Below are 11,757 nucleotides of genomic sequence, written 5' to 3'. Positions count from 1 at the left end.
CCCCCCCCCCCCCCCCCACTGGGGGGGGGCCCCCCCCCCCCCCGCCCCCCCCCCCCCCCCCCCCCCGCCCCCCGGGGCGCCCCCCCCCCCCCCAACCCTACGGATATTCAGGCGATCTTCTTGAACACGCGCCGCGCCGCTTCCACGGTCTCCGCGATCACCGCGTCGTCATGCCGGGCCGAGACGAAGCCCGCCTCGAACATGGCCGGGGCGAAGTACACGCCTTCGTCCAGCATGCCGTGGAAGAAGCGGTTGAAGCGCTCCTTGTCGCCCGCCATCATCTGGGCGTAGGTCGAGGGCACGCCGGCCGAGAAGTACATGCCAAACATGCCGCCCACGGAATCGGCGCAGAAGGTGACGCCGGCTTCCTTCGCCGCTGCGCTCAAGCCGTCGACCAGCTTGGCGGTCTGCGCGGTGAGCTGGTCGTAGAAGCCCGGCTCCTGCACCAGCTTCAGGGTGGTCATGCCGGCCGCCACCGCCACCGGGTTGCCCGACAGGGTGCCGGCCTGGTAGACGGGGCCGATCGGCGCCATTTTCTGCATCAGGTCGGCGCGGCCGCCGAAGGCCGCCACCGGCATGCCGCCGCCGATCACCTTGCCCAATGCGGTCAGGTCCGGCGTGATGCCGTACGTTTCCTGGGCCCCGCCAAGGCCGACGCGGAAGCCGCACATCACCTCGTCGAAGATCAGGACCGCGCCATGTTCGGTGCACAGCTCGCGCATGCGCTGCAGGAATTCCGGCGTGGCGCGGATCAGGTTCATGTTGCCGGCCACCGGCTCCACGATCACGCAGGCGATGGTGTCGCCCATCGAGGCGAAGGCGTCTTCCAGTTGCGGGACGTTGTTGTAGTCCAGGACCAGGGTGTGCTTGACGAAGTCTTCCGGCACACCGGCCGAGGTCGGGTTGCCGAAGGTGAGCAGGCCGCTGCCGGCCTTCACCAGCAGCGAATCGGCGTGGCCGTGGTAGCAGCCTTCGAACTTGACGATCTTGTCGCGGCCGGTGGCGCCGCGCGCCAGGCGCAGGGCGCTCATGGTCGCCTCGGTGCCGGACGAGACCAGGCGCACCTGCTCGAGCGAGGGCACCAGGCGGCACAGTTCCTCGGCGATCTCGATCTCGCCTTCGGTCGGGGCGCCGAAGGACAGGCCCCGGGCGGCCGCGTCCTGCACCGCCTTCACCACCTGCGGGTGGGCGTGGCCGACGATGGCCGGGCCCCAGGAACCGATGTAGTCGATGTAGCGCTTGCCGTCCGCGTCCCAGAAATACGGACCCTCGGCGCGGGTGATGAAGCGCGGCGTGCCGCCCACCGAGCGGAAGGCGCGCACCGGCGAATTGACGCCGCCGGGGGTGGACTGCTGGGCGCGGGCAAACAGGAGATCGTTCTTGGAACTGGCTTGTTCTGTGGTCATGGTGGCAATGGGTGAAGGCCGGGCGGGCGCCTAGGGCCGGTAGAATTTGCTGGGGATGAATTTGCCCATGCCGAAGCGCTGCGCATGTTCGAGCGCTCCGGTGGTGTATTCCTGGGCGACTTCCAGGGCCGTGGGCGCGTCGAAGCCGCGCGCCATCAGCGCGGTGAAGGCCGCCGAATAGGTGTTGCCGGCGCCGATGAAGGGGCCGGGCAGGTGCTGCCAGCTCACGCGCGCGACTTCGCCGTCGCGGTCGAACAGGGTGTTGTGGCAGGAGCCGGATTCGTCGCGGGTGCCGGTCACCAGCACATACTGCAGGCCGGACGATGTCAGTTCGGCCACGTCCTGCTCCAGCGCGCCGTCGCCGCCTTCGCGCCAGGTCTCGGCCATGCGGCCCAGTTCCGACTGCGACAGGATCAGGCAGGTGGCCTGCGGGGACAGGATCGAGATCAGGGCCGACATCATTTCCTCGTCGCCCATGCCGGCGTCCGGCAGCGAAGTGAGGAAGGGGTCGAGGATCAGGGGCGCGTCGGGATAGTCCGAGACGATTTCGGCGATCGCGGCCAGGTGCAGGGCGCTGGGCACGGCGCCGACCTTGAAGGCGGCGACCGGCATGTCCTCGAGCAGGGTGCGGGCCTGGTCGGCCATCCAGTCGCTGTCGACTTCATGCAGGTTTTCCACGCGCGCGCTGTCCGAGACCAGCAGGCCGGCGACAGCCGTCAACGCATGGCACCCCAGCGCCGCGAAGGCGGCCACGTCCGCTTGCACGCCGAGTGCACCGACTGGATCGCAGAGGCCGAACGTCAGGATGAGGGGTAACGGTTGGTTTTGCACGACGGGTAGATTAAGATACCTGATTCCGCATTTTACTAGATAGAAGGAACAAAACTGTGAGTACTGAATCGACGGCGCCTTTCCAGACCTGGATGTGCCTGATCTGCGGCTGGGTCTACGACGAAGAAGCCGGCGCCCCCGATGACGGTATCGCCCCCGGCACGCGCTGGGCCGACGTGCCGATGAACTGGACCTGCCCGGAGTGCGGCGCCCGCAAGGACGACTTCGAGATGACGGCGATCTGATGCGCCGGGCGCTGCGTCTGGAGTGAAATTGCTCAGTTGACGCAGCGCAACACTTCGCGCACAAGGGGAGGGCCCTGTGCTATCGTGGCGCTTCATGCCGAAGTGAAACGAAAATGACGACTTCCCCGCAACCGACGGGCCTGACCATCATGGTGATCGACGACAGCAGCACGATCCGCCGCTCCGCCGAGATCTTCCTGACCCAGGCCGGCTACCAGGTGGTGCTGGCCGAGGACGGCTTCGACGCGCTGGCCAAGATCAACGACCACCACCCCGCGCTGGTGTTCTGCGATATCCTGATGCCGCGCCTGGATGGCTACCAGACCTGCGCCCTGATCAAGAAGAGCGCACGCTTTTCCGCCACGCCGGTGCTGATGCTGTCGTCCAAGGACGGCCTGTTCGACCGCGCGCGCGGGGCCATGGTCGGCGCCAGCGCCTACCTGACCAAACCGTTTTCCAAAGACAGCCTGCTGGCCGCCGTGCGCGACCACACGGCCGGCAAGCCCTGCTAGATTCCCGGAGCCCAACGTGGCCATACACAAGATTCTCATCGTCGACGATTCCCCGACCGAACGCTTCTACCTGACCGACATCCTGGTCAAGAACGGGTACGCCGTCAGCACCGCCGTCAACGGCGAAGAGGCGCTGGAGCGCATCCGCGCCGAGCGCCCGGAACTGATCCTGATGGACGTCGTCATGCCGGGAGCGAACGGCTTCCAGGTCACGCGCGCGATCGCCCGCGATCCCGAGCTGGCCAAGGTCCCGGTCATCATCTGCAGCAGCAAGAGCCAGGAGACCGACCGCATCTGGGGCATGCGCCAGGGCGCCAGGGACTACCTGGTCAAGCCGGTCAACCCCCAGCAGCTGCTGGCCAGCATCGCCGCGATTGGCGTGGAGTCCGCCGCCATGCCGGTGCGCGCGAGCGCATGATGCAGCCGGGCGCCGGCGAGGAAGAGGGCGGGCAGGGAGAGGCTTCGCAGGCCGAGCTTGCGCGCCGCACCCGCCTGCGCGCCTACCAGGAAGAACTGCTGGAACGCATGCAGGCCGCGAAAAGCGGCAGCGGCGAACGGGTGCACCAGCTGGGCCTGGGCATCGGCGGCGCCCGCTGGCTGCTCGACCTGACCGAGGCCGGCGAGATCGTGCCGCTCGGCGCGCTCACCCCCGTCCCCCTGACCCGGCCCTGGTACCTGGGCCTGGTCAACGTGCGCGGCGCGCTGCTGGGCGTGATCGACCTGGCGCGCTACCTCGACCCGGAAGCGCCGGCGTCCCCCGCCAGCACGGGACGCCTGGTCACCTTCTCGCCGGCGCTGGGCTTCAACTGCGCGCTGCGGGTCGACCAGGTGTTCGGCCTGCGCCAGGCCGGCGCGATGGAACGCGAGGGCGACACCCTGCGCGACGCCGAGGGCAACACATGGAAGCCGCTGTCGCTGGCGGCGCTGGTGCGGGAAGAGCGCTTCCTGCACGTCGGAATGTAAACAGACACCAGGCGCACGCGCCGACAACGAACAGCAGCACCAGGAGCCGGAATGGGATTCGCCTCGAAACTTGCCACCAATTTCATCAGCAGGGAGAGCGCGGACGACGACACCGTGCTGTCCTCGCCGGACACCCAGTTCGGACCCGGCTTCGCCGCGGCCGCGCCGGCAGCGCCGGCCGTCGGCGGTTCCGCCGAAGCGGCCGCGCGCCGCCTGGGCAACATCCGCCACCGCAAGGGAACGCCCGCGTCCGAGGATAGCGGCGCCCTCGACGACCTGCGCCTGCCGCTGATCGGCCACCTGTCGCTGCCGCGCCAGCTGCGCCTGCTGCTGGGCTCCTTCGCGGCCGGCATCCTGCTGACCGTGCTGTCGATGTGGCAGAACGCCGCCCACAACGCCGACGCGGCGGGCCAGAGCCAGACCGCGAGCGACGCCCTGATGAACGCCCACCGCCTGGGCAAGGCGGCGCCCAAGGCGCTGCGCGGCGACAGCGCCGCCGTGGCCCAGCTGGAAAGCAGCCGCGCCGACCTGGGCCGCAACCTGGTCCTGCTGGCGCGCGGCGGCAATACGCCCGCCGGCGACATCCCGGCCGCCACCGGCGAGGCCGCGCGCCTGGTCGCCAAGGCGCGCGCCAAATGGAGCGCCTCCGACAAGGCCGCCGCGGTGCTGGCCAAGAACAAGCGCCACCTGACCGGCTACGGCGCCAGCCTGGCCCAGCTCGAGGGCTTCAGCCCGGAACTGCTGGCGATCGCCGACACCCTGCTCGACCAGCGCACCGAGCGCGGCGGCAGCGCGCGCGAAGTGGCGGCCCTGGGCCGCATGATGAACCTGACCCAGAGCCTGGCCGCCAGCGCGCACGCCTTCGTGACGCCGGGCGCGCCGCGCAGCGGCGCGGTCGAATCGATCGCGCGCGACGCTACCGCGCTGGGCGCCATCGTCGACGGCCTGCTGGAAGGCAGCGCCGCGCTGGGCCTGGCCCCGCTGGCCGACGCCGAACTGCGCGAACGCCTGGCCAAGGCGCGCGAGGGTTTCCGCGCTTTCCAGTCGACCATCGCTTCCCTGCAGAGCAATATCGATCACTTCCACGCCGCGCGCAGCGCCGAGCAGACCATCGCGCGCGACAACGAGCAGCTGAGCGCCATGCTGGGCCGCCTGCAGGCCGACTACCGCCTGGCCCAGGGCGCCGGCAGCCCCTGGCTCTGGGTCCTGGTCGGCGCCTCGATCTTCACCCTGGCGGCGGGCGGCAGCATCTCGCGCGTGATGCTGCAGGACTCGCACAACCGCACCCGCGGCCTGGAAGCGCGCCGCCGCGAAGCCGAGGCCATGCGCCAGCTGGCCCAGGCCAAGGAAGAAGAAGCCAAGGCCACCAACGACGCCAACCAGGCCGCGATCCTGCGCCTGATGAACGAACTGCAGGAAGTGGCGGACGGCGACCTGACCGTGCACGCCACCGTCTCCGAGGACATCACCGGCGCCATCGCCGACTCGGTCAACTACACGGTGGAAGAGCTGCGCGGCCTGGTGGTGCGCGTGATTACCACCGCCGAGCAGGTCACGCGCGCCTCGAGCGGCGCCCAGGCCGTGTCGACCCGCCTGCTGGGCGCGGCCGAGCAGCAGTCGAAGGAAATCCAGGACGCTTCCAGCACCGTGCTGCGCATGGCCGGCGAGATCACCGACGTGTCGCGCTCGGCGCTCGAATCGGCCGACGTGGCGCGCCAGTCGGTGGCGGCGGCGGAGCAGGGCGCGCTTGCGGTGCAGAACGCGATCCTCGGCATGAACGAGATCCGCGAGCAGATCCAGGAAACCTCGAAGCGCATCAAGCGCCTGGGCGAATCCTCGCAGGAGATCGGCGAAATCACCGACCTGATCTCGGACATCACCGAGCAGACCAACGTGCTGGCGCTGAACGCCGCGATCCAGGCCGCCTCGGCCGGCGAGGCCGGACGCGGCTTCTCGGTGGTGGCGGAAGAAGTGCAGCGCCTGGCGGAGCGCTCGGCCGAAGCGGCCAAGGGCATCGGCGCGCTGGTGCGCACCATCCAGGCCGACACCCACGACGCGGTCGCCGCAATGGAAAAATCGACCCAGGGCGTGGTCGAGGGCGCGCGCCTGTCGGACGCCGCCGGCGCCGCGCTGGCCGATATCTCGCGCGTGTCGAACCGCCTGGCGGAGCTGATCCAGGGCATGTCCTACGCCACCGGCCTGCAGGCCACCTCGGCCAACGGCGTGGCGCACAACATGCGGCAGATCCTGGAAGTGACCGAAAATACCCAGCAGGGCACGCGCCAGACCGCCCAGTCGATCCGCGAGCTGGCCGGCCTGGCGCAGGAGCTGAAGGACTCGGTGTCGCGCTTCCGCGTCGCCTCCTGATAAACTGTTGGCATGACGACCACATCGACCCGTGCAGGAGGATTCGATACCGGCCCGCTGTCCTGGGTGATCGGCGAGATCCGCGACGCCCTGGCCCGCTCCGGCAACGCGGTGCGCGACGCCGCCGGCCGCAGCCCGGAAGCCCAGCCGACCCTGCTGCTGCATGCCAAGACCCACCTGCACCAGGCGCACGGCGCGCTGCAGATGGTGGACGTCGAGGGCGTGGGCGCCTTCACCGGCGCGGCCGAGCAGCTGCTCGACCGCCTCAAGGACGGCCAGCTGCCCTGCACCGAGGACAACGCCAGGCTGCTGCAGGACGCCTATGGCGCCCTGGGCGAATACCTGGACGAGCTGCTGGCCGGGGCGCCCCAGCAGCCGGCGCGCCTGTTCCCGTATTTCCGCGACCTCCAGGAGCGCCTGGGCGTGCAGCGCATCCACCCGTCGGACCTCCTGATGCTCGATCTGTCGGTGCTGCCGGATCTTCCTTTCGAGGGGGATGCTGGCCCGGTCGACGTCGCGGCCTGCCGCGCGCGCTTCGAGAAGTCGCTGCTGCCCTACCTGAAAAGCACTGATCCCGAACAGGTCCGGTTGCACGCCGCCGGCATGGCCGAGGCCATCGCGCCGGTCGCGGCCGGCCAGCAGGACCCGCGCGCACGCCTGTTCTGGCAGGCCATGCATGCCTTCGCCGCCGTGGTGGCCGAGGGCCAGGTCGAGAGCGACCTGTACGCCAAGCAGCTGTTCGGCCAGATCAACCTGCAGGCGCGCCGCCTGTCGCAGGGGCAGGGCGGCACGCCCGACGCCATGCTGCGCGACGCCCTGTTCTTCGTGGCCGCCGCGCCCGCGCCCGGCCCGGAAGCGCAGCGCCTGCGCCGGGCCCTGCACCTCGAGGGCGCCGTGCCGCCCGACTACGCCGAGCGCCGCTACGGCAAGATCGACCCGGCCGCGCTGAAGGAAGCGCGCGAAGCCCTGGCCCGCACCAAGTCGGACTGGGACCGCATCGCCCACGAGGCGGACGCGGTGGTCGAGGACGATTTCAACGACGCCCTGGCCCAGCTGGCCGGCGCCAGCGAGAAGCTGGGCGCGCCCGCGCTGGCCCAGCTGCTGCGCGAGCTGGGCCGCGCCGCGACCGACTCGATGTCCTCGGGCCGCAGCGACCAGTTCGGCCTCGAGATGGCCGCCGCCATGCTGTTCGTCGAGAACGGCCTGGACCAGCTGCGCCAGCTGCCCCAGGACTTCGCCGAGAACGCCGAAGCGGTGGGCGCGCGCCTGCTGGCCCTGGCCGCGGGCGAAACCCCGCCCGACGCCGCGCACTGGCAGGGCGAGCTGGCGCGCCAGATCCAGCAGGGCCAGACCGTGGCCGTGCTGGCGAACGAGATCAAGACCGGCCTGCGCCAGATCGAGAAGCTGCTCGACGAGTACTACGACGACCCGGGCAAACGCCAGGTGCTGGAGCAGAGCACGCCGGTGCTGCACCAGCTGCAGGGCGCCTTCGCCATCCTCGACCTCGAGCAGGCGGTGCGCGCCACCCAGCACGTCGCCGGCGAGGTGCGCAAGCTGGCCGACTACGAAGGCGACGTCACCAGCCAGCACGCGGCCCTGCACAACATCGCCCAGAACATCGGCGCCCTGGGCTTCTTCGCCGACCTGCTGGCCCAGGACAGCGAGGCGGCAAAAGGACGCTTCACCTTCGACGAGGACAAGCGCCTGCTGCGCGAGCTGCCCTATGAGTTCGTCGAGCCGGCTTCCGAGCCGGCGCAGGAAGCCTCGGCGCCGGTCGAAACCAGCATCGAGGCCGAGCTGCTCGAGATCTTCATCGGCGAAGCGCAGGAAGTGCTGGGCTTGGTGGCCGAGCACCTGCCGCGCGCCGCGGACGATCCGGGCAACCAGGAAACACTGACCCTGCTGCGCCGTTCCTTCCACACGCTCAAGGGCAGCAGCCGCATGGTGGAGCTGGAAGACTTCGCCGCCACCAGCGCCGCCGTCGAGCGCGTGATGAACGTGTGGCTGTCCGACAGCCGTCCGGCCAGCGCCGGCCTGCTGGCGCTGCTGGCCCACGCCCATGCCGAGCTCGAAGCCTGGGTGGCCGACCTGGCCGCCGGGCGCACGCCCGCGCGCGACGGCGCGGCCCTGGTCGAGGCGGCCGCGCGGGTGCAGGAAGGCGGCCCCTTCGAGGCGCCCGCTACCTTGCAGGCGGAGGCGCCGGCGCTGCTGGACGACGAGATTCCCGTGCTCGACCAGCAGGTCGAACTGCCGGCCGCGCAGGGAGCGCGCGACGGTATCAGGCGCATCGGCGGCCTGGAGGTGCCGGAAGCGCTGTACCACATCTACCTGGCCGAGGCCGAGCAGCTGCTGCAGGCGCTGGCCGCGGAATGCGAGGCCTGGCGCGCCGCGCCGCGCCGCACCGCTTCGGACGATGGCTTGAAGGCGGTGCACACCCTGGCCGGCACCTCGGGTACGGTCGGCTACCACGCGCTGCGCGACGTGGCGCAGGCGCTGGAACTGACCCTGGACAAGCTGGCGGCGCCCGGCGCCTACGTCGAGGACGCCGAGCTGGCCGTGCTCGACACGACCCTGGCGCGCATGCGCACCATGCTGCAGGTGTTCGGCCTGGGCGAACTGGCGCCGGAGCAGCCCGACCTGATCGACCAGCTGGCGGCGCTGCGCGAGCGCGTGGCCAGCCGGCAAGCGGCCTCCGTGTACGGCGAAGCCGATCCCGCGCTGGCGCAGCAGCTCGACGCCCTGTTCGCGGCCGCCTACGACAGCCTGGTGGCCGCGCCGCCGGCCTTCGAGGCCCCGGCGGCGGCGCCCGCGGCCAAGTCCGCGCCGGATACCAGCGAGGTCGACGACGTGTTCGATCTCTTCCTCGACGATCCGTTCGCGGCGCCGGCCCTGGACCAGGCTGCGCCTGCACTTGCGTCGGCCATGGCGCCCCCGGTTCCGGTGCCGGATATCGAGGAGTTCGTGCCCGAGCTGGACGAGACCGCATTCGTGGCGGTCACGCCGGACGAAGCGGTGCTGCTCGAGCCCGAGCCCGAGCACGAGCCGGAATCGCCTGCGGGGGTGCAGGCCGAGATGCAGGCCGAGATGCAGGCAGGCCCCCAGGAAGACGTGGAACCGGTGCTGGCCGCCGTCCCCGTCTTCGCCGACGAGCTGGACCCGGACCTGCTGCCGGTGTTCCTGGAAGAAGCGACCGACCTGCTGCCGCAGATCGGCAACGGCCTGCGCCAGTGGCAGCAGCATCCGCAGGACATGGCCATCGCCCAGGGCCTGCAGCGCGCCCTGCATACGGTCAAGGGCAGCGCGCGCATGGCGGGCGCGATGCGCCTGGGCCAGCACACCCACGAACTCGAGACCGAGATCGAAAACCTGGCGCACGCCGGCAGCGCCGGACCGGCCGCCTTCGACGAGCTGCTGGCCAGCTACGACCAGGCGCTGCTGCTGTTCGAGCAGCTCCAGCAGCCGCAAGCCGCCGCGCAGCCGAAGGAAGCCCTGGCCGCGCCGGCCCCGGCGGAGCAGCCGGGCGCCCGCCAGCCGCTGGTGCGGGTGCGCGCCGACCTCCTCGACCGCGTGGTGAACCAGGCCGGCGAGGTATCGATCACGCGCTCCAAGCTGGAAACCCAGGTCGAGACCATCAAGGGCTCGCTGAACGACTTCTCGGACAACGTGGCGCGCCTGCGCCGCCAGCTGCGCGAGATCGAGATGCAGGCCGAGTCGCAGATCGCCTCGCGCCTGTCGATCGCGGGCGAGCGCGAGTTCGATCCGCTCGAATTCGACCGCTTCACCCGCCTGCAGGAACTGACCCGCATGCTGGCCGAGAGCGTCAACGACGTCGCCTCCTTCCAGGAAACCATCGGCCGCACCGTCGACAGCGCGGCCGAGGAGCTGGCGGCCCAGTCGCGCCTGACGCGCGACCTCCAGCGCGACCTGATGCGGGTGCGCATGGTGCCGTTCGCCAGCCTGTCCGAGCGCCTGTTCCGGGTGGCGCGCCAGACCGCCAAGGAAACCGACAAGCGCGTCAACCTGGACATCCGCGGCGGCGCGGTCGAGGTCGACCGCGGCGTGCTGGAGCAGATGGCCGCGCCCTTCGAGCACCTGCTGCGCAACGCCATCGTGCACGGCATCGAGCCGCGCGCCGTGCGCCAGGCGGCCGGCAAGCCGGAGACCGGCGACATGCTGGTGCAGGTCAGCCAGCACGGCAACGAAGTCGTGATGCAGTTCAGCGACGACGGCGCCGGCCTCGACCTGGAACGCATCCGCGCCAAGGCGATCGCCCTGGGCCTGCTGGGCGAGCTGGACGAAGTCTCGGACCAGGATGCGGCCGAACTGATCTTCGAACCGGGCTTCTCGACCGCCGACACCCTGACCGAACTGGCCGGGCGCGGGGTCGGCATGGACGTGGTGCGTTCCGAAGCCCAGGCCCTGGGCGGCCGCGTCGCGGTGGACACCACGCCGGGGCAGGGCACGCGCTTCACCATTCACCTGCCCCTGACCCTGGCGGTGGCCCAGGTGGTGCTGGTAACGAACGGCGGCCGCAGCTACGCGATCCCGGCGACCCTGGTGGAGCAGATGCTGCAAGTGCGCGATACCGAGCTGGAAGCGGCCCTGCATGAGGGCAAGTTGGCAGCCGGCGCCGACACCCTGGCGCTGCACGAACTGGCCGAGCTGCTGGGTGAGGAAGGCGAACCCCTGCCGCTGCAGCGTTCGAATCCCGTCATGGTGCTCAACAGCGGCAGCCGCCGCATCGCGCTGCGCATCGGCGAGGTGGTGGGCAACCGCGAAGTGGTGGTCAAGAACATCGGCCCGCAGCTGGCGCGCGTGCCGGGCATCGCCGGGGCCACGGTGCTGGGTTCGGGCGAGATCGTCCTGATCCTGGACCCGGTGGCGCTGGCCCAGCAGCCGCACAAGGCCCAGCGCGCCCAGCCGCAGGCCGCGCCGCAGGCGCCGCTGCCGCTGGTGATGGTGGTCGACGATTCGATCACGGTGCGCAAGGTCACCCAGCGCCTGCTGGAGCGCGAAGGCTACCGGGTGCTGCTGGCCAAGGACGGCGTCGAGGCGCTGGAACTGGTCGCCCAAGGCGCGCCCGACTTGATGCTGGTCGATATCGAGATGCCGCGCATGGACGGCTTCGACCTGACGCGCCAGATCCGCGGCAGCGCGGCGACGCAGGCGGTGCCGATCATCATGATCACCTCGCGCACGGCGGACAAGCACCGGAATTATGCGCTGGGGCTGGGGGTGAATGCCTACTTCGGGAAGCCGTACCAGGAAGAGGTGTTGCTGGCGGCGATAGGGAGTTTGCTGGGGCGCGAGGCGGCTTAGTTACGCCAGCGGCTGCTCGACGAACTTGGGTCCCCGGGGGGGGCCGGGGGGGGGGGGGGGGGGGGGGGGGGGGCGAGCGCGGGGGGGGGGGGGGGGGGGGGGGGCGCGCGGCCG

8 protein-coding genes are annotated in these 11,757 nt (G+C 70.8%); 6 read left to right on the top strand and 2 right to left on the bottom strand.

The window, feature by feature from the left end; genetic code table 11:
- Nucleotides 1–107 precede the first annotated feature (107 nt).
- Nucleotides 108–1,406: a glutamate-1-semialdehyde 2,1-aminomutase gene (gene hemL, locus KBW98_RS22485; RefSeq protein ID WP_211522398.1), complete on the bottom strand. Its 1,299-nt coding sequence runs from the start codon at nt 1,404–1,406 to the stop codon at nt 108–110.
- Nucleotides 1,407–1,436: 30 nt separating this feature from the next.
- A complete protein-coding gene (locus KBW98_RS22480; RefSeq protein ID WP_211522397.1) occupies nt 1,437–2,237 on the bottom strand; it encodes a hydroxymethylpyrimidine/phosphomethylpyrimidine kinase in 801 nt (266 codons plus the stop codon).
- Between the two features lie 92 nt (nt 2,238–2,329).
- Between KBW98_RS22480 and KBW98_RS22475 the strand changes: the two genes are divergently transcribed.
- From KBW98_RS22475 to KBW98_RS22450, 6 genes are all read left to right on the top strand, one after another.
- Nucleotides 2,330–2,482: a rubredoxin gene (locus tag KBW98_RS22475; protein ID WP_136221333.1), complete on the top strand. Its 153-nt coding sequence runs from the start codon at nt 2,330–2,332 to the stop codon at nt 2,480–2,482.
- Between the two features lie 113 nt (nt 2,483–2,595).
- Nucleotides 2,596–2,994 (top strand): PleD family two-component system response regulator, encoded by a 399-nt coding sequence (locus KBW98_RS22470; RefSeq protein ID WP_211522396.1) that lies wholly within the window; start codon nt 2,596–2,598, stop codon nt 2,992–2,994.
- Between the two features lie 16 nt (nt 2,995–3,010).
- Complete coding sequence (locus KBW98_RS22465) at nt 3,011–3,412, top strand: response regulator transcription factor (RefSeq protein WP_373888994.1); 402 nt, start codon at nt 3,011–3,013, stop codon at nt 3,410–3,412.
- Nucleotides 3,409–3,957 (top strand): chemotaxis protein CheW, encoded by a 549-nt coding sequence (locus KBW98_RS22460; protein WP_307727619.1) that lies wholly within the window; start codon nt 3,409–3,411, stop codon nt 3,955–3,957. Before KBW98_RS22465 ends, KBW98_RS22460 begins: the two co-directional genes overlap by 4 nt.
- Nucleotides 3,958–4,008: 51 nt before the next feature.
- Complete coding sequence (locus KBW98_RS22455; RefSeq protein WP_211522395.1) at nt 4,009–6,324, top strand: methyl-accepting chemotaxis protein; 2,316 nt, start codon at nt 4,009–4,011, stop codon at nt 6,322–6,324.
- Nucleotides 6,325–6,336: 12 nt separating this feature from the next.
- Complete coding sequence (locus tag KBW98_RS22450) at nt 6,337–11,643, top strand: Hpt domain-containing protein (RefSeq protein WP_211522394.1); 5,307 nt, start codon at nt 6,337–6,339, stop codon at nt 11,641–11,643.
- Nucleotides 11,644–11,757 lie beyond the last annotated feature (114 nt).

Origin of the sequence: Massilia sp. ST3, assembly GCF_018119405.1 — a bacterium.
Lineage (GTDB): Bacteria > Pseudomonadota > Gammaproteobacteria > Burkholderiales > Burkholderiaceae_D > Telluria.
This window is presented reverse-complemented; position numbering and strand designations above follow the sequence as displayed.